This is a genomic window from Streptomyces profundus, assembly GCF_020740535.1.
Taxonomy (GTDB): Bacteria; Actinomycetota; Actinomycetes; order Streptomycetales; family Streptomycetaceae; genus Streptomyces; species Streptomyces profundus.
Window position 1 is genome coordinate 2625990 of the sequence record NZ_CP082362.1, and the last position, 21520, is coordinate 2647509.

Here is a 21520-nt window from a genome sequence, read left to right on the forward strand (position 1 = left end):
TGTTCACCGCGCCCGCGCCGACATGGCCTGGTCGGTGTCGGTGATCTCGATCTCCAACGGGGTGCGCAGGTGTTGCACCATCCGAGCCGGTTCGTGTCCGATCCGCAGCACGTGAACTCCCTGTGCGAGGCTGGCGAGTTGACCGTTGAGGGTGGCCGGCAGACGGAACTGGCGCACGACCTGTTCGGCGTCGTCCTCGCGGGACTGGCGGTAGACGTGCACGACGCCGGCCTCTCGGATCAGGGGCATGGCGTCGGAGTCCGGGCGGATGTCGCTGAGGTGGTGGACGACGGTGATGAACGCCAGCCCGATGCCTCGGCCGCGTTTGGCCAGTGAGCGCAGCACGGAAGCCACCTTGTCGAGCCTGGCGGTGTGGTAACCCTCCTCCAAGATGATCAGTCGCTGGCCCTCCCGGTGGGCCCACACCGCCGAGAGGAACGTCGCGACCAGCGCCATGACCAGCGACAGGGCGGGAGAGTCCTCCGGCAACGCCGAGGTGTCGAAGACGATCAGCGGCGCGGTCAGGTCCAGGTTCCTCGCTGGTGGCGCGGTCGATCAGCCCGGACAGGTCGCCGCTGATAAACCGTTCGAGGTCGAGCGCCAGGTCCAATCCCCATTCGATGACCGACCGGCGGGTGATGATTCCCTCAGCTTCCAGGTGCGGACGAGGCACGGCGTCCGATGCCGGATCGTAGAGCGCGGCGACCACATCGTGGAGGGTGGCCACGCGCCCGTCCGAGCGAGCCCGGTCCAGGGCTGTGCGGTGGGCGGTCCGCAGGGCGTAGCGCTGGCGCGAGGACAGCGTTCGTTCGTGCGCGTGCTCGGCGACCATCAACAGGAGGCGGTCCTGGCCGACGCGTCCGTCGCCGCCGGATTCGGAGGTGGTGGAGATCCGGGGGTCGAGCAGGTTGATCGCGGTGCCGCCGCTGCGGGCGAAGCGGACGGGGGTGACGCCGCACTCGGCAGCGGCCCGTTCGTACTCGCCTCGGCCCTGCTGGTTCTTCCGGTCCAGGACCACGACCTGTTTGCCGCAGGCGACCTGTCGCACGCAGTACTGCGTCTTGACCAGCGAGGACTTGCCCGAGGAGATGTCGCCCAGCACCAGGACGTTGGGGCTGGTGATCCGCCCCTGGTCATAGAGGGCGTGCGGGTCGGTGGTGATCGGCTGACCGGTGGCCAGGTCGATTCCGGTGATCGGGCCGGCCAGCGCCGGGTGGGTGGCGACCACGGCCGGGTTGAGCGCCGCCGCCTGCCGGGTGGAGGTGAAGATCGTCTCCGTCGACAGCTCGTTGCGCCCCAGGAACTCGCCCAGCCGACCGCGCCGACGTGGCCCGCACACAGCCGGCTTTTCGGTCTCGGGGCGTTGCTCGACGGCGGTCATGTGGTGATCCCTCGGGCCATCGGGAGTGCGAGGAGGAGGGCCTGGTGGTGGCGGTGGTGGTGCCAGCGCACGCGGGTGACGCCGGCGGCTTCGGCCGCCCCCGTGACCCGGACCCGCGCGGCGGCCAACTCCGGTGCGCTGGGCGCCGATACGTGGATGCGCAGCGCGGGGTGGACGCCGCCGACCACGGGGGTGAGCAGATCGTCCAGGACCCGGCGGGCGGAGGACATCGACGCTTCGCTCTCCCCCGTGGAGACCTGGCCTCGGCGCCGCTCCCCGTGACGGTCGGCGGTGTCGTAGGTCAGCGCGAGTCGGGCGCGCTCACGTGCCGGGACCTTGGGCACCAACCGCCACTGCGCCTGGACGGTGCGGATGGTCGCCGGATGGATGCCGGTGACCAGGTGCTCCATCCACCTCGCGGTGACGGGTTGGAGCGGCCAGGCATCCCGGGGAACGGAGCCGATCGCGTGGTACCAGGGCCTCGACAGGCCCTCCGTTCGGACATGGTCGCGGCCAGGGACGCGTGCGTGCCGCCAGCCGTGGGCGAACGACTCGATCCCGTCCAACGCGTCGATGTCCCGGTCCGGGTCGTGGAGGTGGCGGATCAGCGCGCCCAGCCGGCGCGGCCCCAGCACCGCGCGCAACGGGTGGCCGGCGCGGCTGACCCGGCCGACGACATCGCCGAGCACGGCGAACGTCTCCGCGCACAGCGCCTCCAGGTCCGCTGGCTGGGCGATGCGTTGCCCCAGCTGGGCCAGCGGCACGCGAACGGTGGCGAAGCTGCGGTACTCCTCCGTGTTGCCGGCCGCGTAGCCGGCGAGCTGCCGCATCGACGCGCGCAGCCGGGGCGGAATATCAGGTGCGAGCAGCCCGGCCATATGTGCGCGGTAGGTGTCGGGGTGGACGGGCAACACCCGTGTGCACAGGTCAAGTTGGTCGACAGGCAGGTTCGCGCCGGCGAGCCCGCCCAGCAGCCTTTCGAAGAGGTAGCCCGTCGTGTTCACCGCCCGGATGGGCAGCAGCCCGTCACCCCCGCCCGCGATCTCGAAGGTCGCGGAGAGATGACCCGTGGCCCAGGAACGGTGACGGTGGTCCCTGTGGTGCAGCAACGCCATCGGCGAGTCGGGCGCCCCCGGCGGGGTGTAGGACATCACCCGTACCTCGCCCACCTCGGGAGGCAGCCCCAACTCCGCTTGATAGTCGGGGCGTTGTCCCCCGCCCGTCGCCAACCGCCAGTGACCCCGGTCGAGCGCCGCGGCCAGCCACGAGTCCCCCTCCCCCGTACGGCGCCGGGCCAGCAGCAGCCCGATGCCGGCACCCAGCAGGCCCAGGACCAGCACGATGACCGACTGGGTAGCCACCAGCAGCATCACCCAGACCAGCAGGTAGCAGCCGAGGCAGCCCAGTTGGAGCGGCGTCACCGCGCCGAAGAGGGAACGGCGGCGGGTCTCGCCGCCCAATACATAGGTCCGCTCGCCCGCGCTCATGTCTGGTCCCGTCGGTCGGCGTCGACACGGGAACCGGAAGCGTCGTCCTGGTCTGCGGGCATGTCCTCGTCGCGTGCGCCGCCGGAATCCATGGGGATCCCGGGACGTCCCGGGTCGACAGCACCAGGGCTCGGACCGCTCGAACTCCCCCCTGGATCCGCCCCGTTGTTCCCATCGTCGCCGTCATCGCCGTCGTTCGCCTGCTTCGCCACGGAGACCGCCGCGCCCACACCTCCGCCGGCGGCAGCCCCAGCAGCCGCAGCCGCCTCGCTCGCTCCGGACGAGTTCTCCTGTCCGTCGTCGTCGGACCCTCCGCCCGGCTCCGCGGCGATCCCGGAGCCGCCGATCCGGCTGGCGCGCTCCTCGAATCGCTCTGCGGCGCCGGCGACCATCTCCCCGCCCGACGGATGCGAGACCGTCCCACGCAGGTCCGGGTCCATTCCGGCCCCGGACGGCATGGCCAGGGACATCAGCCACATCGCCACCATCGGGAAGGCGTCGATCATCAGCAGCCCGACCAGCAGGAAGAGCAGGACGGTCAGCCCGTCATCGTCCGGGTGGTCCCCCAGCATCGAGTCGAGGGCCGACCAGAAGGTGTGGAAGAAGAAGTAGATGAACGCGGGCAGCAACATCAGGCCGCCGATCAGCCCGGCCAGCCGCCTGAGCGCGCCGGACCACGGTGGATAGACCCAGGCGACCAGAACCAGGGGCACGAGCAGGCCGGCCAGGTGAAGGCCCCACTGGGCGACGGTCATCTCGATCAGCGTCACCAGGCCCAGGCAGAGGATGCACAGGAACAGCAGCAGCGCCAGCACCGTTCCCCCGAACACCCCCCAGTCGCCGGCCTTCTCCACGATCAGATCCATCAGGCGTTCCACGGCGCTGGCGGCGTGCTCCGTCCCCTCGTCGGCGAAGGAGCGGGCCAACTCCGCGCTGGCCACTTGCAGTTCGAGCAGGAGCAGCGGCCCCAGCGAGATCAGTGGAACGACGAAGACGAGCCGCCAACCGGACTGCCGCAGCAGATCCATAGCCGTGAACGAGGAACCGGAGGCCGCGAACCTGCCCGTGATCCACACCAGCAGGAAGCCCAGCAGGAGCAGGGAGAGACCGAAGCTTGTGGCGTACTGCGAGGCCCACCAGTCCTGATCGAAGGCCGGCCTGGTGACCCGTTCCCCCAACTGCTGGATGAAGGAGAGAAGGCTGACCGTGGACTCGGCCATGCCCCGCACCCACTCCTCGATGAAGCTGTCGGGAACCAGGTCGCCGAGCGCGCTCGCCACCGCCTCGACCTTCTCCCGCTGCACATCGCCCAGGTAGCGGTAGACCTGGCTGACGCCCGGGATGTCGTTCAGCACCGAACAGACCCGCTCCCCCAGGGCCGCGTCCGCGCACTCGTTCTCGTCAGCCATGTTCAGCGGCTCTCGCCCGTTCGCGCTTCCGGCGGGGTCTCCTCGTTGGCGTCCGCGTAGAGCTGCCAGTCATGCCCCAACAGCGCCAGCCGCATGGTCAGTTCGGTCACCGGATCGCCGGCGTCCTCGGGCATGACGGGTTCGTTGAACGGGCCAGCGGTCAGCTCCTCGACGCGCCAGTCGTTGCCCTTCCACTCCAGGGCGACGCGGCCCATCTCCCAGCGCGTGGCCATCTCGACCGCTGCCCCGGCGTCGTCCACCGTGCCCAACAGGCACGGCATCCAGAAGTCGACGACCGACCGCTCCGAGGTGTAATCCACCACCCGGTAGGCACCCAGCTCGGGGTGGCACTCGGAGACGAATCGCTCGTCGTCCGAACTGCCCCCTGAGTCCGAAAGCCCGTGCCGTTCCCGGAAGTTGGAGGCATCCTCGTCAAGACGTCGGACCGAGGGCGGGTCCAACATCGCGTCGCGCACATAGGCGGTGCGATCGTCGCCGGCCATCCGCAGGAGGTCGGAGGTGGCGGCGGCGAACGTCGTCCCCGCCTCCACCGCACCGGCCTCGGAGCGCGGAAACCCCCGAGGCAGACCGGACACGACCCGGCTCGCCAACGCACCAGTCGCCGTTGCCTCACCCCACTCGACCTCGTCCGGCGAAGGCGCCGACGTGTCGACAAGCGCCCCGTTCCGCTCGTCATCGTCCGGCGTCTCTCCCCCGACGAGGAACCGCGCCGACAAAACCGCTCCCAGCAATGCGACCAGCATCACGGCCAGCAGGGCGAATCGGCTCACACCAAGGGCCCCGCCACGATCACGCGCACTCGGTGACTGGTAATCCATACGAACATTCAAGGAATCAGCCTTCGACCGCTCAGGCACTAATAAGAATGGTGTAGAGAACGGGCAGAGATGCCATGCCAATGGTGGCCGCACCGACGCGCACCAACTCCCCGCGCGTCTCGTCCAGATCGCCGACCATCCCATTACGCCTGGACTTCGCCGCACGGCCGATCGCCTCGATCAGGAAGTAAGCACAGGCGAAGAAACCGATCACCCACGCAAGCGCCAAGAACATGCCGAATTTCGATTCCAGCAGGCCAGCGAAGGGGCCAAAGCTCGGGTTGATTCCGGTGAACGGGTTGTACTCGTCGGCGAGTCGCATGACTGCTCAGCCTTCCCACACCGGAGAAATAGCCGACGCCATCGCCGCACAGGCATAGAGCCAGGCGGTGTGAGTGGCGGACGACAGCCGCGTGTAATCGATCTGGCCTCCGCCGACCAACGCCGGCTCGTAAGGGATCGGCACCGCCGTGTGACAACGCTCGCCGAAGGTGTCCAACAGCAGTCGACGCAGGTCACCGTCACAGTCGGGTGCCGGGTCACAGACCAGTGCGACGCTCCGCCGCTTCAGGGTTCCCGGCTCCAACACGCCGCGCTCCAGGACATCCGCCATCCACAGCGCCGAGGACGCCGTGTCCTCCCGCACGGTGGTGGTGATGACCAACAGGTCCGCCTGACGTACCGCGGCGATCCAGTTGGGCGCACGCACGTTGTTGCCCGAGTCGATCAGAATCAGCCGGTAGTAGCGCCGGAACAGCTCATGGAGCTGCCCGAACGCCTCGGCGTCGAGCTGGCCAGTGACTTCGGGCCGCTCGTCACTGGCCAACACGTCGAAATGAGCGGGCCCTTGGCCTCGCGTGAACTGGCCCAGGTCACCCAACCGAGCGGCCGGGCCACGGAAGAGATCCATCGCCGCGAGGAGCTCCCGCGCGGTGTTGGCATGGCCGGCGCGGAGGACCCGCTCCCCCAGCGTGCCGCGCGTCTCGTTGTTGTCGATCGCGACCACCCCACCGCCCCGATGAACCCCGAAGGTCCGGGCCGCCATCAACGTCGATGTGGTCGTGAAGGACCCGCCCTTCGGGTTGACGAACACGATGGAACGCGGCCCACCGAAGGTCATCTGGACAGCGCGCAAGGCCGTGTTCCACCCCCGCTCGGCCACCGACATCTGCGGGGAGAAACGGCCTCCCGACCACCGATGCAACCGCCCACGCCACCCCCACTGCGGCGCCGCCGTCCGAGCCCGCTGCCGCAGCGAGGCCGCGAAGCCGCTGTAGTCCGCCGGCGCCGGCCCCGACTCCTTCGCCACCGCCGCCTGCACCGGCAACAACGCCGATGGCGTCTCCTTTTCGGGCACAAGCTGAGGTGGGGGCGCGGGCGGAAGTGGAGGTGCGCCAAGCCGACTGGCGGCCGTCGCACGAAACGACGCCTCGGTCAGCGGCTCCTCAGCCGGCGAATCACTCACGAACGTTTTCCTTCACTGTTTACAGGAGGGCGGCTTCCCGGATTGATAACCGGTGCTCTGCGCGTCGATTCCTATCGGCACTCAAACGCAACGATGAAGGATCGACGCCCCATTCGCGGAGAAGACGCGCGCCTCTCAGTGATGTCCCTTTTAAAGCGCCGTAACCTTTCGCCACGTTACTTGCTCTGTTCAGCACGGCCCCCGGCAGGAACACCCGTATGAAACAAATTGGTTGTCTCGCACTGCCGATGGCACTCACGGTCGCCGGCCTGGCCCTCCTGGTGGGCCTCGCCCCGGACGATCCACAAACGGCGGCGAGCACCACCCATCTCGATCCGGACGCACCGGTACCCGAGGCGTACCGCGCGCTGATCGTCACAGCCGCCCGACACTGCGACGAGATCAACGCCCCGCTGCTGGCCACAGGGATCGACGTCGAGTCCGGCTGGGACCCGAACGCGGTATCGGACCAGGGAGCCAAGGGGCTCGCCCAGTTCACCGACGCCACCTGGCAACAGTGGGGCGACGACGCCAACGGCGACGGCCGCGCCTCCGCCCTCGACCCGGCCGACGCCATCGATGCCCAGGCCCGCTACCTCTGCCACCTCTTCGCGGACCTCGCCGACCTCCCCGGCGACCCGACGAACAAGGCCCTCGCCGCCTACAACGCCGGCCCCTTCGCCGTCCGCCTCCACGGCGGACGCCCACCCACCGCAGAAACCCGGGACTACGTCGAATCCGTCCGCGCGCTCCTCCCCCGTTACCAGGCCATCGCCACCATCCCAGCTGCGGGCGACTGCGACTTCACCCTCGACCGCCCCAACCCCCGCAGCTGCCAACAGGCCATCGACGCGGCGAGGGCCGAGGCCGCCTCCGGCGACCTCACCTGGGAGCGCTGGTGCCTGGCGTTCGTCGCCGAGGCATACGGCTGGGGAGCGTCAGGCGAGGCCACCGCCAACACCGCCTGGCGCCGGCTCCACGCCGCCGGCCAGACCCACCCCGGCGACCCCAACCCACCAGCCGGCGCGCTCCTCTTCTACGCCACCGACGACACCACCGGCCACGTCGCCCTCCACCTCGGCAACGGCCAGGTCGCCACCAACGACATCGTCGCCCCAGGCCGCATCGACATCGTCCCCCTGGACCACCTCACCCACGGCCCCTGGCACCTCACCTACCGGGGCTGGACCCCACCCGACTTCCCCTACGGAGTGGCGGGCATCAGCAGGGTGGGGTGAACCGGAGCAACCCCCACAGCGACCGAACGCCGGCGCATCAGACAGCCCCGTCCACCCGTGGGATCCAGCCAGGGCGACAAGATGCAACTCCCGCACCCCACGTCGGCAGTGACAGATAGCCTGAAGACCTGCCCCAGCCCAACGACGAACAGAGACACCGCAATGCCTGACCAACCATCGTGCGCCTACACAGCTGCACCCGACGCACTCGGTAATGAAATGGCAAAGCCCTCCTAACGCCGCAGGTCAAAAAGTGTCCTCCCCGCGCGAGCGGGGGTGTTCCGGGGTAGCCGTGGCTCCCCCTAGAGGTAGCCGTGTCCTCCCCGCGCGAGCGGGGGTGTTCCGGGACCGATCGCAACGAGTGGAGCCTGGAAGAGGTCCTCCCCGCGCGAGCGGGGGTGTTCCGAATAGGAGCAGCCCCATGGCGCTGTTGACCCGGTCCTCCCCGCGCGAGCAGGGGTGTTCCGGAGTCCTGCGTGCACTCCGGCAGGTGCTTGGTGTCCTCCCCGCGCCAGCGGGGGTGTTCCGCAGCCTCACGACTCGCCCGCCGGCCCTACGATCTGCGGCACGCGGGTGTCTCGTTCTGGCTCAGCTCCGGCGTGGACCCCGCCGAGTGCGCTCGTCGCGCCGGACACAGCCTCGCCGTCCTCTTCCGCGTCTACGCCAAGGTCCTCACCCGGAGCGAGGAACGCTCCAACCGCCCCATCGACACGGCGATGCGGGAGTGGAACGACTCAACGCGGTAGGGCCGCAGCCGAAAGTCCTGGGGGACACGGACTGGGCCGCCAGGACACCCCGGCATCAGAGTGAGATGAAAGCCGCATTTCGATTCACGTTCGAGACTCGCGAATCGGGGCAGCGAAAAGACCCTCCTCCCAGCCGTAATCGCTGGTCAGAGGGCCTTCGCTGAGCTGTGGCGGCGCCAGGATTCGAACCTGGGAAGGCTGAGCCGGCAGATTTACAGTCTGCTCCCTTTGGCCGCTCGGGCACACCGCCTTGCTGCGGGTAAACCATACCCGATGCGTGGGGGTGGTTCGCCACTCGGTTCGGCCGGGTCGAACGGGCGGGGTGGTGGCTAGGCTGTCGGCGACCGAGCCCGATCCGGATGTGTGAGGAGCCAATACCACCATGGCCGACTCCAGTTTCGACATTGTCTCCAAGGTCGATCGGCAGGAGGTCGACAACGCCCTCAACCAGGCCGCCAAGGAGATCTCGCAGCGCTATGACTTCCGTGGGGTGGGAGCCTCCATCGGCTGGTCCGGCGAGGCGATCGAGATCCGGGCCAACGCCGAGGAGCGGACGAAGGCCGTCCTGGACATCTTCCAGTCCAAGCTGATCAAGCGCGGCATCTCCCTCAAGGCGCTGGACACCGGTGAGCCCATGGCGTCGGGGAAGGAGTACCGGCTGGTGTCCAGCGTCAAGGAGGGCATCTCCACCGAGGACGCCAAGAAGGTCGCCAAGCTGATCAGGGACGAGGGCCCCAAGGGCGTCAAGGCGCAGGTGCAGGGGGACGAGCTGCGGGTCAGCTCGAAGAGCCGGGACTCCCTTCAGGAGGTACAACGCCTGGTGAAGGAGGCGGACTTCGACTTCGCTGTGCAGTTTGTGAACTATCGCTAGGCGTGGCCCGCTGACAGGGGGTGTCGCGTGGGGTAGGAGGTAGGCGTGTCCATGATTCGTCCGCTCCGCGCGGCCTTCGAGCTGGCCTGGCGGCAGCGTCCCGCCGAGGTTGTCGACGACGAGCGCACGGTGGTGACCAACGCCGTGGTGGACTGCGCGGTCTACCGGGACGGGGTGCGTCGCCCCGAAGCGGGGGACCCCGCCTCGGCGATCCGCCAGGTCAGGCGGCGCGGGCGCGGCACGTTCGTCTGGATCGGGCTCCATGAGCCGACGGAGGACGAACTCGCCGGTGTGGCCTCGCAGTTCGGGCTGCACCCGCTGGCCGTCGAGGACGCGGTGCACGCGCATCAGCGGCCCAAGCTGGAGCAGTATGACGAGACGCTCTTCATGGTGCTCAAGACCGTTCGCTATGTCGGCCACAGTGAGCTGACCGAGACCAGCGAGGTGGTGGAGAGCAGCGAGATCATGGTCTTCGTCGGCGCCGACTTCGTGATCACCGTCCGCCATGGGAGCCATGGCTCGCTCGGCACGCTGCGGCGCCGGCTCGAAGGGGCGCCCGAGCAGTTGGCGAAGGGGCCGTCGGCGGTGCTGCACGCGATCGCCGACCAGGTGGTGGACCACTATCTGGACGTGACGGCGGCGGTGCGGGACGACATCGACGAGATCGAGTCGGCGGTGTTCGCCGACACCCGCGGCAGTGCCGCCGAGGTCGGGCGGATCTACCAGCTGAAGCGGGAGGTCCTGGAGCTGAAGCGCGCGGTCGGCCCGCTGGACCGTCCGCTCCAGCGGCTCTCCGAGTCCTCGCTGGCCGTGATCGACCCGGACATCCGCAGCTACTTCCGCGATGTCGCCGACCACCTCACCCGGGTCTCCGACCAGGTGACCGGCTATGACTCGCTGATCGACTCGATTCTCCAGGCCAATCTGGCGCAGGTGCAGGCGACGCAGAACGAGGACATGCGGAAGATCACGGCCTGGGCGGCGATCATCGCGGTGCCCACCATGGTCTGCGGCGTCTACGGCATGAACTTCGACCATATGCCTGAGCTGCACTGGCGGTTCGGGTATCCGCTGGTGCTCGCGGTCATCGCGACGGCGAGCTTCCTGATCCACCGGGGCTTCCGACGGAACGGCTGGCTCTAGCGCACCCCCGCCGGATATTTGCCATAGCGAATACACGTCCCGGTGGCATGTCCGGCTCGGGTGGCTCGACCGCGCGCCGTCGAACCGGCCGGTGTCCCGGTCGGGGCGCGAGCCGGCGGCGGACGGACGACGGACGGGTGACGAACCGGGCGAACCCCCGATCGGCCCCATGGCGCGTCCGTTCGCGGCGCCCGGCCCGCCGGGAGGCGGCGTTACGCCATGTGAGTTCGCCCACTTCCGCCGCGCCCCTCGGAGCCGGGTGGAGCGACCCCGCTCTCCGCCGTGCCGGTCACCGGGAAGGTCCGAACAAAAACCGGACGTGACCGTTACGGATCAACAGCAGCGCCAGGCGCTTCTATTACTTAGCCTTGCGGACATGAACGATGCGATCCTCCAGGCGGTCGAAGACTTCGTCTCCACCCCATGGGTGTATTTGGCGCTGTACGCCATCGCCATGCTCGACGGTTTCTTCCCCGTGGTGCCCAGTGAGACGCTGGTGATCACCCTGGCGGTATTCGCAGCTGCGAATGGTGAGCCCAATGTTCTGCTGATCGTCCTGGTGGCCGCGCTCGGCGCGTTCTCGGGCGACCACATCTCCTACTACATAGGCAGAAAGTCCGGTTCCCGGATCTATGCCAAGCTCAAGCCGGGCACCCGTACCCGCAAGGCGTATGACGGCGTGGCCAAGATGTTGGAGAAGCGGGGCGGCCTTGTGCTGGTGGTCGCCCGTTACATCCCGGGCGGGCGTACGGCGGCCACGTTGACCACGGGCGCGACGGGTTACCCGCTCCGCTCGTTCAGCTTCTACGACACCATCGCGGCCATCTCCTGGGCCGTCTACTCGACCGCGATCGGCTATATCGGCGGCCACGCCTTCGAGGAGGAGCCGCTGCGCGGCGTGATGTTGGGCCTCGGCCTCGCGCTCGGCATCACCCTGCTGCACGAGGGCATCCGCTACGCGCGCGAACGCTATGTGACGGCCAAGCGCGCGGGCGGGGTGGCGAACGAGGGGCCGGACGGGGAGCCCGACGAGGACGCCGCCGCTGGCGAGCGCGCCGAGGAGCGGGCCAAACGGCGGTAGTCGAACGGCGCATGGCGGCGGCCCGGGGGTGAACGCCCGGGCCGCCGCCATGTCCACATCCTGTGGACGGACCGCCGGAGCGGTCAGGTGGGGACGATCTCGCGACCGAGGGGCATCAGGGACACCGGGACCAGCTTGAAGTGGGCGATGCCGAAGGGGATGCCGATCACCGTCACGCAGAAGGCGAGACCGGCCAGGATATGGCCCAGGGTGATCCAGATTCCGGCAACGATCAGCCAGATCACATTGCCGAGCCCGGACGCGAGACCCGCGTCGGGCCGGTCCGTCACCCGGTACCCGAAGGGCCAGAGGGCATATCTGGCGATACGGAAGCAGGCCACCCCAAAGGGGATGGTGATCACAAGCGCAAAGCAGATGAGTCCGGCAAGGGCATAGCCCAGGGCCATCCAGAATCCGGAAAAGACGAGCCAGAGAATGTTCAGAAGGGTTCGCACGAACACAGCATGGCGTCAACGCCCGCCGCCCGCCATCCTCTCCAGGCGAGCAATGCGCTCGGCCATCGGCGGGTGGGTGGCGAACATCCTGGCCAGGCCCTCGCCACGGCGGAACGGATTGGCGATCATCATATGGCTGGCCGTCTCCAACTGCGGCTCGGGGCGCAGCGGCAGACGCTGCGTGCCGGCCTCCAGCTTGCGCAGCGCGCTGGCGAGGGCCAACGGATCCCCGGTGAGCTGAGCGCCCGCCGCGTCCGCCTCGTACTCGCGGGAGCGGCTGACGGCCAGCTGGATCAGCGAGGCCGCGATCGGGCCGAGCACCATCACCAGCAGCATCCCCACCAGCCCAGGCCCCTCGTCGTCGTCCCGCCCGAGCGGCAGGAACCAGGCGAAGTTCACCAGGAACATGATCACGGAGGCCATCGCTCCGGCCACCGAGGAGATCAGAATGTCGCGGTTGTAGACATGACTCAGCTCATGTCCGATCACCCCGCGCAGCTCCCGCTCGTCAAGCAGACTCAGGATGCCCTCGGTGCAGCAGACGGCCGCGTTGCGCGGGTTGCGGCCGGTGGCAAAGGCGTTGGGGGCCTCCGTCGGCGAGATGTAGAGCCGGGGCATCGGCTGCCGGGCCTGCCCGGCCAGCTCGCGCACCATGCGGTAGAGCGCGGGGGCCTCGAACTCCCCCACCGGGCGCGCCCGCATGGAACGCAGGGCCAGCCGGTCGCTGTTCCAGTACGCGTAGCCGTTGGTGGCGAGCGCGAGGAAGAGGGCGATCACCAGCCCCGTGCGGCCGAAGAGGCTGCCCACCACCAGGATCAAGGCGGACATGCCGCCCAGTAGTGCGGCTGTCCTCAATCCGTTGTGCCGGCGGTGCACGGTGTACCCTCCAGATCGCGCGCATGGGGGTGTCCGGATCGTCCCGGATTTTGGAGTATCTCCACTAACAGTGGACACTCCCGATGTGCACAACGCCATACGAAGGGGATGCGTTCCCAGGCCGCCTCGCCGTTACCCGAGCCGTACGCCCCGGGGTCGAACCGGTGACGAACGGGCCGCCATGGGGGCCGTGGCCGCCGTTTCAGCGCTCCGCACGGGCGGGTCCCGGGCGAAGAACCTTCGCCATGGCCTGTTCACCGGCCCGCCCATCGGGCAGCGCGGCGCCGGGCCGGCCGGTGGCGGTGAACCCGTGGCGCAGGTAGCGGGCGATGGCGGGTTCGTTGCCGGCGAGCACGGTGAGCCGCAGCGTCGCCCCGCCCGACTCCAGCGCCCAGGTCTCGACGGCCTCGATCAGCCGTCCGCCGACGCCCAGGCCGCGCGCCGCCGAGTCGACCCAGAGCGACCTCAACTCCCTGACGCCGGCGGCGCCGGGCAGACCGCTGGCCGTGCCGACCGGGCGCCCGTCCAGCAGCGCGGCGAGATGGTGGGCGCCGGGCAGCGCGAGCCGGGCGCGCCACCGTTCCTCCTCGCCCACGTCCCAGTCGGCGAGCCGGGCCCGGAAGGCGCACGGCGCGTCGGTCAGCGCCGCGCGGCGGAGTGCCAGCCACAGCGGCGCGTCGTCCGTCGTCAGCACCTTCAGGGTCACCATGGCCGGGTCCGCCGCGCGCCCTAGATCAGGCCGCCGGCGGCGAAGGTGAGAACGAGTTGTGGGGCGCCGGAGAGGGCGAGCGCGACGGCGCCGGTCAGCGCGATCGCGCCGCCGACGGCCAGCGGTCGGCGGGTGGCGAGCGGGGGGCGATCCGCCGGTTCGGCGGGGACGTCCCGGTCGGCCTCGGTCGCCGGCTCGGCCGGCTGGAAGAGCAGCGCCGTCCAACGCAGGTAGTAGACGAGGGCGATGGCCACGTTCACCGCCATCACCACGGCCAGCACCCCGAGACCCGCGTCGACGGCGGAGCGGAAGACCGCCACCTTGGCGAAGAGGCCGATCACCCCGGGCGGCAGGCCCGCCAGGCAGAGCAGGAAGAAGGCCAGCGCCAGGGCCGCCAGTGGGCGCCGGGCATAGAGGCCCCGAAAGTCAGCGATGCGACGCCCGGTGCCGTCGCCCCGCTCCTGAACGACCAGTGCGAGCACGGCGAACGCGCCGAGGTTGACCGCGCCGTACATCAGCGCATAGGCGACGGCGGCGCCGACCGCCGAGGACGTCTCCTCGCCCCCCACGGCATAGCCGGCGGCGGCGATCGGGACCAGCAGATAGCCGGCCTGGCCGACCGACGACCAGGCCAGCAGCCGCACCGCGCTGTGCGGGGCCTGGCCCGCGGTGCGCAGGGCGGCGACGTTGCCCGCGGTCATGGTGAGCCCGGCCAGCACGGCGAGCACCGGACCCCACAGGTCGCCGAAGGCGGGGAACGCGCGGGTGGTGACGAGGACCAGCCCGGCCAGGCCGGCGGTCTTGCCGACCACCGAGAGATAGCCGGCGACCGGCAGCGGGGCGCCCTGGTAGGTCTCGGGAACCCAGAAGTGGAACGGCACAGCGGCGATCTTGAAGGCGAAGCCGACGAGGGTCAGGGCCACCCCGGCCTCGGCGAGCGTCGCGAGCTGGGGATCGGCGTCCGGCAGCGCGCCGGCGATCTCGTCCAGGTGGAGGCTGCCGGCCCCCGCGTAGACAAAGCTGATGCCGAGCAGGGCGACGGCGGTCGCGGTGACCGAGGAGAGGAAGAACTTCAGCGCCGCCTCGGGGCCGGTCGGGCTGCCGCGCCGCAGCCCGACCAGGGCGTAGGCGGGCAGCGTGGTCACCTCAAGCGCGATGATCAGGGTGGCCATGTCGCGGGCCGCCGGCAGCAGCGCGGCGCCGGCGGCCGAGGAGAGCAGCAGGAACCAGAACTCGCCGCCCGGCAGGTCGCCCTCGTCATCGTCGCCGCTCGCGGAGCGGCCGGGGCGCAGCTCGGGCACCGAGAGCAGCGCGGCTACCAACGCACCGCCGAGGACGAGCAGTTGGATGATGACGGCGAACCGGTCGGCGGCGTAGGAGCAGAGCCCGGGATCGTCGGCAAGACAGAAGGTCGCGCGGTCCCCGTCGCGCAGCGGCAGCAGCGCCAGCGCGGCCAGGGCGAGGCCGCCAACGGCCGTCCAGGCCAGCGGCGCCTTGCGGCCGGCCGGGAGGAAGAGGTCGGCGACCAGCACCGCGACGGCCGCGAGCGCGGCGATCAGCGGGGGCGCGACGACCGCCCAGTCCACGTTCTGGATCAGGTTCATCGGACGGCTCCCGGCAGGAGGTTCTGCACAACGGGATCGGTGAGGTTCAGCAGCACGGCCGGCCAGAGCCCGGCGAGCAACGTGAGGGCGACCAGCGGGCCGAACGCCGCGTACTCGAATCCCCGCAGGTCGGGCAGGGCGGGGACGTCAGGCTCCGGGCGCGGGCCCATGCAGACCCGGCGGACCACCAGCAGCAGATAGGCGGCGGTCAACAGGGTGCCGACGGCGGCGACCGCCAGATAGGTGAGGAAGGCCGGCCGGCTGAGACCGTCCGCCGGGTGGAACGAGCCGAGCATGGCGAGGAGTTCACCCCAGAAGCCGGCCAGCCCCGGCAGCCCCAGCGAGGCGATGGCGGCGAAGGCGAGCAGCCCGCCGAAGCGCGGCGCCCTGGCGTAGAGCGCGCCGCCCTCCGGCCCCGCGAGGGTGTCGACATCGGTGCTGCCCGTGCGGTCCTTCAGGGCCCCGACCAGGAAGAACAGCAGCCCGGTGATCAGGCCGTGGGCGATGTTGGCGAAGAGCGCGCCGTTGACCCCGGTGTGGGTGAGGGTGGCGATGCCCAGCAGGACGAAGCCCATGTGGCCGACGGACGAGTAGGCGATCAGCCGCTTGAGGTCGCGGCCCTCGCCCGGGGCGGGGAGGAACGCCGAGCCGAGGCGAGCGGAGCCGTCCGCCCGTGGTGGCAGCACCAGGGCGAGGCAGGCGAGAGATCCGTAGATGATGCCCGCCACCGCGAAGGCGGCCAGATAGGGCGCGAAAGTGTGCATCCCCTCCGGCGCCGAGGGCAGCACGATCCGCACAAAACCGTAGGTGCCCATCTTCAGCAGGACCCCGGCGAGCAGCACCGAGCCCACCGTGGGCGCGGCGGTGTGGGCGTCGGGAAGCCAGCTGTGCAGCGGCCACATCGGGGTCTTGATGGCGAAGCCGAGGCCGATGGCGAGCACCGCGATCAGCTGGGTGCCCCGGGTCAGCCCGGTGCCGTGCGCCTCGGCGAGCGCGATCATGTCGAAGGTGCCGGCGCGGACCCCGATCAGGAGCAGCCCGAGCAGCATCAGCACCGAGCCGAGCACCGTGAAGAGGACGAACTTCCAGGCGGCTGCGGCCCGTTCGGCGCCGTTGCCCCAGCGGGCGATCAGGAAGTACATCGGGATGAGCACGGTCTCGAAGGCGAGGAAGAAGAGCACCAGGTCCAGCACGGCGAAGGTGGCCAGCATCCCGGTCTCAAGCAACAGCAGCAGCGCGACGAAGGCGCGCGGCCCCGGGACGTGCTCGCCGGTCGGCGGCCGGAAGTAGGAGTAGAGCGCGCAGAGGAACGTCAGCAGCGCGGTCAGCACCAGCAGCGGGAGCGAGATGCCGTCGATCCCGAGATGCATCCTGATGTTCAGTGCCGGGATCCAGGACGCGTCGGTCTCGGCCTGGACGGCGGCGGGTTGGTCGTGGTCGAAGGCGACGGCCAGCACCAGGGTGGCGACCAGCACCACGCCGGTGACGGTGACGCCGTGCCGGAGCACGTCCCGGTCGGGGCCGCCGGCGCCGCGCAGTCCCGGCGGGGCCGGCAGCAGCGCGGCGGCGGCGCCCAGCAGGGGCAGCGTCAGGACCGCGACCAGCAGCCACTGTTGCACCGAGTCGGACAGCGTGATCATCGGATCAATCCCCCGCCGCGACGAGTACGGCGGCCAGCCCGAGCACCAGGGCCCCGGCGACCAGCGCGCTCAGATAGGTCTGGACATTGCCGGTCTGGGCCCGGCGGGTGAGCGTTCCCAACAGCCCCGGCGCGGCGGCGGCGCCCCGCACATAGGTGTCGACCACCGTCCGGTCCAGGAACCGCACCAGACCGGCGAGCGCCCGCACCGGACGGACCACGGCCGCCGCGTAGAGCGCGTCCAGATGGAATCCGGCCTCCGCCGGCCCGCGCAGCGGGCCGAGCAGCGCGGGCGCCGGATCCTCGGGACCCGCGCCCTCGTAGGCGCGGCGCCAGGCCGCGTAGGTGGCGGTGCCGCCCAACACGGCGGCGCCCGTGGCCAGTACGGAGGTGGTGAGGGTGGGCGCCAGCGAGCCGCCGTCGAACCACTCGGGCAGTTCGCCGTAGGCGAGCCCGAGCAGCAGCGACGGCACCATCAGCAGCCACAGCACACCGGTCATCACGGGGCTTGACCGCTCCCCGGGCGGCACGGCCCCCTCGCGGGCGCGGACCGGGTCGTGGAAGGCGAGCAGCCATAGCCTGGCCGCGTAGGCGGCGGTCAACAGCGCGGCGGCGAGCCCGGCGACCAGCACGATCCAGCCGGCGGCGGCGGGCGCCGCCAGGCTGGACGAGACCCCGTGCTCGTTGTCCAGGGCGACGTGTTCGGCCGCGCCTATGACGGCCTCCTTGGAGAAGAAGCCGGCGAACGGCGGCACGGCGGCCAGCGCGAGCAGGCCGATCGTCATCGCCCAGAACGCGTCCGGCGCCCGGCCGCGCAGGTTCCGCATCCGGGACATCGCCGTCAGCGAACCGGTGCCCGCCGTCTGGATCAGCACCCCGGCGGCCAGGAACAGCAGCGCCTTGAACGCGCCGTGGGTGAGCAGATGGAAGACGGCGGCCTCGCGGTCGGCGACGGCCAACGCGCCGGTCATAAAACCGAGTTGGCCGATCGTCGAATAGGCGAGCACCCGTTTGACGTCGTCCTGGGCGAGCGCGGCGAGCGCCGAGGCCAGCATGGTGAGCGCGGACACCACGGCCAACACCACCAGCGCGGCGGCCGACTGGGCGAAGACCGGCAGCAGCCGGGCGATGAAGTAGACGCCGGCCGCGACCATGGTGGCCGCGTGGATCAGCGCCGACACCGGCGTCGGGCCCGCCATCGCGTCCGGCAGCCAGGTGTGCAGCGGAACCTGCGCCGACTTGCCGGCCACCCCCGCGAGCAGCAGCAACGCGATCAGCGTCGGATGGTCGAGCTCGAAACCGGAGAGCGAGGACGAGACCCGGGCGACGATCTCGCTGATCCGGAAGCTGCCGGCCTCCGACGCCAGCGCCAGGATGCCGATCAGGAACGGGACATCGCCGAGCTTGGTCACCAGGAACGCCTTGAGCGACGCGGCACGGGCGGCCGACGTCTCCCAGTAGTGCCCCACCAGGAAGTAGGAACAGATGCCCATCACTTCCCAGCCGACCAGCAGCACCACCAGGTCGTCGGAGTAGACGACCAGCAGCATGGCCGAGGTGAAGAGCGAGACCAGCGCGGCATAGGAGGGGTAGCGGGCGTCGCCGCGCAGATAGCCGGTGGAGTAGAGCTGCACACAGCTGGCCACGACGGTGACCAGCACCGCCACCAGCACCGCGAACCCGTCCAGGCGCAGGGCGAGTTCGATGGGCAGCGTCGCGTTCCCCGTGGGCGTCAGCTCGGTGGCGGCCGTCAACGGCTCCTCGCCGTACTGCCGGACGGCCACCAGCACGGCCAGCGCGGTGGCGGCCAGCATCGGCAGCACGGCCAGCGGCCGGACGAAGCCGGGGGCCCGCCGCCCCGTCAGCAGGGTGCAGGCGGCGGCCAGCAGCGGCAGCAGCGGGACGAGGACGGCGGCGGTCGTGGTGTTCACGTGGTGGTGGTCTCCCGGCTCGCGGCGCCGGCGGAGTCCCGTTCCCCGTCGGCCAGTTCACGCAGCTGGTCGACGGCTGAGGTGCCGCGTTGGCGGTAGACGAGCAGCACGATGGCCAGTCCGACGCCGATCTCGGCGGCGGAGAGGGCGATGAGGAAGAGAGTGAAGATCTGGCCGGTGTGTGCCTCGTCCCGCAGCCACACGTCGAAGGCGACCAGATTGAGACTGACGGCGGCGAGCATCAGCTCCACCGACATCAGCACGAGAATGGCGTTGCGGCGGGCCAGCACGCCATAGATCCCGACGCAGAACAGCGCGGCCAGCACGGTGGGATAGACCAGATGCATCAGCGCTCACCCGCCCCGGCGCGAGCCCGCGTCCTGGAGAGGGCGATGGCGCCGACCAGCGCGGCCAGCAGCAGCACGGACAGCGCCTCGAACGGCAGCACCCAGTAGCGGAACAGGCTGTCGCCCAACGCGGCCGACTCGCCGTGCGGCGTGTCCAGATCGATCCAGGTGCTGCGGAACGCGTCCACCACGAGGGTGACCAGCGTGGCCGCCGAGGCCGACGCCACGGCCAGGGCGACCCAGCGGTTGTCCGAGTCGATATCGGGCGACGGGCCGATGGGCGCCTTGGTGAGCATCAGCCCGAAGAGCAGCAGCACCACGACCGAGCCCAGATAGATCAACACCTGCACCCAGGCGATGAACTCGGCGGTCAGCAGCAGGTACTCGACGGCCAACCCGCCGAGCGCCACCACCAGCCAGAGCGCGGCGTGCACCAGCTGCCGCGTCGTCACACAGAGCACGGCCGAGCCGAGCACCACGACGCCGACGAGCAGGAACACGATCTCCTGGCCGGAGGGCGAGAGGAACTCCTGCCCGCTCATGTGGCGCTCTCCTCAGCCGCCCGCTTCTCGGCGGCCTTGCGGGCGGCGGCGATCTCCTTGGGCTCCTCGCCGGCCGGATCCAACGGCGGGGGCTCGGGCACCGTCCACATCCAGGCGCGCAACGTGTCCCGTTCATGGGTCAGTTCACGAATATCGGTGGTCGCGTACTCAAACTCGGGCGACCAGAAGAGGGCGTCGAACGGGCAGACCTCGACACAGATCCCGCAGTACATGCAGAGCGAGAAGTCGATGGCGAACCGGTCGAGCACGTTGCGGCTACGCTCCCGCCCGCCGGGCCCCGCCGCCGGCAGGGTCTCCTTGTGCGAGTCGATGTAGATGCACCAGTCCGGGCACTCCCGCGCGCACAGCATGCAGACCGTGCAGTTCTCCTCGAACAGCCCGATCACCCCCCGGCTGCGCGGCGGCAACTCCGGCTGCTCTTCCGGATACCGCGCGGTCACCGCCCGCCGGGTCATGGTGCGCAACGTGATGGCCAACCCCTTGGCGAGCCCCGATCCCAGGCTCATCCCATCACCACCTTGATCACTCCGGTGAACGCGATCTGGGCCAACGCGAGCGGCACCAGGACCGTCCAGGCGAACTTCTGGATCTGGTCGGCGCGCAGCCTGGGCCAGGCGACGCGCGCCCAGATCACCACGAAACACAGCGCGCCGGTTTTCAACAAGGTCCACAGCCAACCGAGTTGGTCCGAGAACGGCCCATGCCACCCGCCGAGGAAGAGCACCGCTGTCAACGCGGAGACGACCACGATGCCGGCGTACTCGGCGAGCAGGAAGAACGCGAACCTGAGCCCCGAGTACTCGGTGTAGGCGCCGAAGATGATCTCCTCGGGCGCGATCGGCGCGTCGAACGGCGGCCGTTGCAGCTCGGCCAACCCGGCGGTGAAGAACACGAAGGCGCCCACCAGTTGCCAGGGCACCCACCACCACTCGAACTCGTTGAGGATGCCGGTCAGGCTGAGCGTGCCGGCGGCCATGGCCACCGAGGCGGCGGACAGCAGCAACGGCAGCTCGTACGCCATCAGTTGGGCGGCCGTCCGGAGCCCGCCGAGCAGCGAGTACTTGTTGGCCGACGCCCAACCCGCGATCAGCGACCCCAACACCCCGATGCCCAGCACCGCCAGCACGAAGAAGATGCCCGCGTCCAGGCTCTGCCCGACCAACCCGTCCGGCCCGACGGGGATCGCGATCAGCACCACGAGATACGGAATCAACGCCACCGCCGGCGCCAGCCGGAAGATCCGCCGATCCGCACCCTCCGGAACGGTGTCCTCCTTCTGCACGAACTTCACGCCGTCCGCGACGAGTTGGGCCCACCCGTGGAACCCGCCCGCGTGCATGGGCCCAAGCCGCCCCTGCATATGGGCCATCACCTTGTGCTCCGCCTGCCCCACCAGCAGCGGCACCACGAGAAACGCGGCCAACACGACCGCGAGCCGCAGCGCGACCTCCCACACGTCCACTAGTCCCCTTCCCGGGCGGGCGGCTCCGCGGGCGGCTCCGCCGGTTCGGCCACGGCCGGCTCCGGCCGGCCCCGGGGGCCGGCCTCGCCAGCCGGGGAGGCGGGGTCGGATTCGGACGCGTCGACCGAGGCTGAGGGCGCGACGCCACCCGGCTCAGCCGAATCCGGCGGGCCCGCGGCATCAGGATTGCCCGTAGCCGGAGACCCCGGCACCGCCGGCAGCCCAGCGCCCGCCCCCGCCGGGGCGGTCGGTACCCCGACGCCCGGCCCCGCGG

Annotated in this window: 21 protein-coding genes, 1 tRNA gene and 1 CRISPR repeat array; of the genes, 5 read left to right on the plus strand and 17 right to left on the minus strand. The window is 70.3% G+C overall.

Going from position 1 to position 21520, the window contains the following annotated elements; genetic code table 11:
* Positions 1 to 3 precede the first annotated feature (3 nt).
* The 6 genes from K4G22_RS11430 to K4G22_RS11455 form a co-directional block, all read right to left on the minus strand.
* Positions 4 to 489, minus strand: coding sequence for a hypothetical protein (locus tag K4G22_RS11430; RefSeq protein WP_228079831.1), 486 nt, complete (start codon positions 487 to 489; stop codon positions 4 to 6).
* Positions 490 to 1377: 888 nt separating this feature from the next.
* Positions 1378 to 2868, minus strand: coding sequence for a hypothetical protein (locus K4G22_RS11435; RefSeq protein WP_228079833.1), 1491 nt, complete (start codon positions 2866 to 2868; stop codon positions 1378 to 1380).
* On the minus strand, positions 2865 to 4277 hold the full coding sequence (locus K4G22_RS11440; RefSeq protein WP_228079834.1) for a hypothetical protein: 1413 nt from the start codon (positions 4275 to 4277) through the stop codon (positions 2865 to 2867). The genes K4G22_RS11435 and K4G22_RS11440 overlap by 4 nt, the downstream gene beginning before the upstream one ends.
* 2 nt (positions 4278 to 4279) lie before the next feature.
* The gene (locus K4G22_RS11445) at positions 4280 to 5068 is read right to left on the minus strand and encodes a DUF8175 domain-containg protein (protein WP_228079835.1); all 789 of its coding nucleotides are present in this window, start codon (positions 5066 to 5068) and stop codon (positions 4280 to 4282) included.
* A 79-nt stretch (positions 5069 to 5147) separates the two neighbouring features.
* On the minus strand, positions 5148 to 5438 hold the full coding sequence (locus K4G22_RS11450; RefSeq protein ID WP_228079836.1) for a hypothetical protein: 291 nt from the start codon (positions 5436 to 5438) through the stop codon (positions 5148 to 5150).
* A gap of 6 nt (positions 5439 to 5444) precedes the next feature.
* Positions 5445 to 6284 (minus strand): MinD/ParA family ATP-binding protein, encoded by an 840-nt coding sequence (locus K4G22_RS11455; protein ID WP_228079837.1) that lies wholly within the window; start codon positions 6282 to 6284, stop codon positions 5445 to 5447.
* A gap of 515 nt (positions 6285 to 6799) precedes the next feature.
* Between K4G22_RS11455 and K4G22_RS11460 the strand changes: the two genes are divergently transcribed.
* Both K4G22_RS11460 and K4G22_RS11465 read left to right on the plus strand, forming a co-directional pair.
* Positions 6800 to 7819, plus strand: a complete 1020-nt coding sequence (locus tag K4G22_RS11460; protein WP_228079838.1) for a lytic transglycosylase domain-containing protein — start codon at positions 6800 to 6802, stop codon at positions 7817 to 7819.
* 255 nt (positions 7820 to 8074) lie between these two features.
* Positions 8075 to 8347: direct repeats of the CRISPR family, unit length 29 nt; unit sequence GTCCTCCCCGCGCGAGCGGGGGTGTTCCG.
* 71 nt (positions 8348 to 8418) lie between these two features.
* Positions 8419 to 8565, plus strand: a complete 147-nt coding sequence (locus K4G22_RS11465) for a hypothetical protein (RefSeq protein WP_425336652.1) — start codon at positions 8419 to 8421, stop codon at positions 8563 to 8565.
* 168 nt (positions 8566 to 8733) lie between these two features.
* On the opposite strand, the gene K4G22_RS11470 is transcribed toward K4G22_RS11465, so the two are convergent.
* A tRNA-Tyr gene (locus tag K4G22_RS11470) sits at positions 8734 to 8815 on the minus strand.
* A gap of 132 nt (positions 8816 to 8947) precedes the next feature.
* On the opposite strand from K4G22_RS11470, the gene K4G22_RS11475 reads away from it, so the two are divergent.
* The 3 genes from K4G22_RS11475 (at position 8948) to K4G22_RS11485 (ending at position 11660) form a co-directional block, all read left to right on the plus strand.
* Positions 8948 to 9436 (plus strand): YajQ family cyclic di-GMP-binding protein, encoded by a 489-nt coding sequence (locus K4G22_RS11475; RefSeq protein WP_228079839.1) that lies wholly within the window; start codon positions 8948 to 8950, stop codon positions 9434 to 9436.
* Between the two features lie 51 nt (positions 9437 to 9487).
* Entirely contained in the window at positions 9488 to 10579 is a 1092-nt protein-coding gene (gene corA, locus K4G22_RS11480; RefSeq protein ID WP_228084050.1) for a magnesium/cobalt transporter CorA, read from the plus strand.
* Positions 10580 to 10955: 376 nt separating this feature from the next.
* A complete protein-coding gene (locus K4G22_RS11485) occupies positions 10956 to 11660 on the plus strand; it encodes a DedA family protein (protein ID WP_228079840.1) in 705 nt (234 codons plus the stop codon).
* A gap of 83 nt (positions 11661 to 11743) precedes the next feature.
* Here the strand turns inward: K4G22_RS11485 and K4G22_RS11490 are convergent, their stop codons facing one another.
* From K4G22_RS11490 to K4G22_RS11535, 10 genes are all read right to left on the minus strand, one after another.
* A complete protein-coding gene (locus K4G22_RS11490; protein ID WP_228079841.1) occupies positions 11744 to 12115 on the minus strand; it encodes a YccF domain-containing protein in 372 nt (123 codons plus the stop codon).
* A 15-nt stretch (positions 12116 to 12130) separates the two neighbouring features.
* Positions 12131 to 12991: a zinc metalloprotease HtpX gene (gene htpX, locus K4G22_RS11495; protein ID WP_228079842.1), complete on the minus strand. Its 861-nt coding sequence runs from the start codon at positions 12989 to 12991 to the stop codon at positions 12131 to 12133.
* Between the two features lie 202 nt (positions 12992 to 13193).
* Positions 13194 to 13700 (minus strand): GNAT family N-acetyltransferase, encoded by a 507-nt coding sequence (locus K4G22_RS11500; RefSeq protein ID WP_228079844.1) that lies wholly within the window; start codon positions 13698 to 13700, stop codon positions 13194 to 13196.
* A gap of 20 nt (positions 13701 to 13720) precedes the next feature.
* On the minus strand, positions 13721 to 15304 hold the full coding sequence (locus tag K4G22_RS11505) for an NADH-quinone oxidoreductase subunit N (RefSeq protein WP_228079846.1): 1584 nt from the start codon (positions 15302 to 15304) through the stop codon (positions 13721 to 13723).
* The gene (locus tag K4G22_RS11510; protein ID WP_228079847.1) at positions 15301 to 16944 is read right to left on the minus strand and encodes a complex I subunit 4 family protein; all 1644 of its coding nucleotides are present in this window, start codon (positions 16942 to 16944) and stop codon (positions 15301 to 15303) included. Before K4G22_RS11510 ends, K4G22_RS11505 begins: the two co-directional genes overlap by 4 nt.
* A 4-nt stretch (positions 16945 to 16948) precedes the next feature.
* Positions 16949 to 18874, minus strand: coding sequence for an NADH-quinone oxidoreductase subunit 5 family protein (locus K4G22_RS11515; protein ID WP_228079849.1), 1926 nt, complete (start codon positions 18872 to 18874; stop codon positions 16949 to 16951).
* A complete protein-coding gene (gene nuoK, locus K4G22_RS11520) occupies positions 18871 to 19221 on the minus strand; it encodes an NADH-quinone oxidoreductase subunit NuoK (RefSeq protein WP_228079851.1) in 351 nt (116 codons plus the stop codon). Before nuoK ends, K4G22_RS11515 begins: the two co-directional genes overlap by 4 nt.
* Positions 19221 to 19763, minus strand: a complete 543-nt coding sequence (locus K4G22_RS11525; RefSeq protein WP_228079853.1) for an NADH-quinone oxidoreductase subunit J family protein — start codon at positions 19761 to 19763, stop codon at positions 19221 to 19223. The genes nuoK and K4G22_RS11525 overlap by 1 nt, the downstream gene beginning before the upstream one ends.
* Positions 19760 to 20290: a NuoI/complex I 23 kDa subunit family protein gene (locus tag K4G22_RS11530; protein WP_228079855.1), complete on the minus strand. Its 531-nt coding sequence runs from the start codon at positions 20288 to 20290 to the stop codon at positions 19760 to 19762. Before K4G22_RS11530 ends, K4G22_RS11525 begins: the two co-directional genes overlap by 4 nt.
* Complete coding sequence (locus K4G22_RS11535) at positions 20287 to 21246, minus strand: complex I subunit 1/NuoH family protein (protein WP_228079857.1); 960 nt, start codon at positions 21244 to 21246, stop codon at positions 20287 to 20289. Before K4G22_RS11535 ends, K4G22_RS11530 begins: the two co-directional genes overlap by 4 nt.
* Positions 21247 to 21520: the final 274 nt, after the last annotated feature.

Excerpts from the sequence above, each read along its gene's own strand:
- K4G22_RS11435 (WP_228079833.1), bottom strand. The coding sequence starts at position 2,868 with ATGAGCGCGGGCGAGCGGACCTATGTATTGGGCGGCGAGACCCGCCGC.
- K4G22_RS11440 (WP_228079834.1), bottom strand. The coding sequence starts at position 4,277 with ATGGCTGACGAGAACGAGTGCGCGGACGCGGCCCTGGGGGAGCGGGTC.
- K4G22_RS11450 (WP_228079836.1), bottom strand. The coding sequence starts at position 5,438 with ATGCGACTCGCCGACGAGTACAACCCGTTCACCGGAATCAACCCGAGC.
- K4G22_RS11455 (WP_228079837.1), bottom strand. The coding sequence starts at position 6,284 with ATGTCGGTGGCCGAGCGGGGGTGGAACACGGCCTTGCGCGCTGTCCAG.
- K4G22_RS11460 (WP_228079838.1), top strand. The coding sequence starts at position 6,800 with ATGAAACAAATTGGTTGTCTCGCACTGCCGATGGCACTCACGGTCGCC.
- K4G22_RS11475 (WP_228079839.1), top strand. The coding sequence starts at position 8,948 with ATGGCCGACTCCAGTTTCGACATTGTCTCCAAGGTCGATCGGCAGGAG.
- corA (WP_228084050.1), top strand. The coding sequence starts at position 9,488 with ATGATTCGTCCGCTCCGCGCGGCCTTCGAGCTGGCCTGGCGGCAGCGT.
- K4G22_RS11485 (WP_228079840.1), top strand. The coding sequence starts at position 10,956 with ATGAACGATGCGATCCTCCAGGCGGTCGAAGACTTCGTCTCCACCCCA.
- K4G22_RS11500 (WP_228079844.1), bottom strand. The coding sequence starts at position 13,700 with ATGGTGACCCTGAAGGTGCTGACGACGGACGACGCGCCGCTGTGGCTG.
- K4G22_RS11505 (WP_228079846.1), bottom strand. The coding sequence starts at position 15,304 with ATGAACCTGATCCAGAACGTGGACTGGGCGGTCGTCGCGCCCCCGCTG.
- K4G22_RS11510 (WP_228079847.1), bottom strand. The coding sequence starts at position 16,944 with ATGATCACGCTGTCCGACTCGGTGCAACAGTGGCTGCTGGTCGCGGTC.
- nuoK (WP_228079851.1), bottom strand. The coding sequence starts at position 19,221 with ATGCATCTGGTCTATCCCACCGTGCTGGCCGCGCTGTTCTGCGTCGGG.
- K4G22_RS11525 (WP_228079853.1), bottom strand. The coding sequence starts at position 19,763 with ATGAGCGGGCAGGAGTTCCTCTCGCCCTCCGGCCAGGAGATCGTGTTC.
- K4G22_RS11530 (WP_228079855.1), bottom strand. The coding sequence starts at position 20,290 with ATGAGCCTGGGATCGGGGCTCGCCAAGGGGTTGGCCATCACGTTGCGC.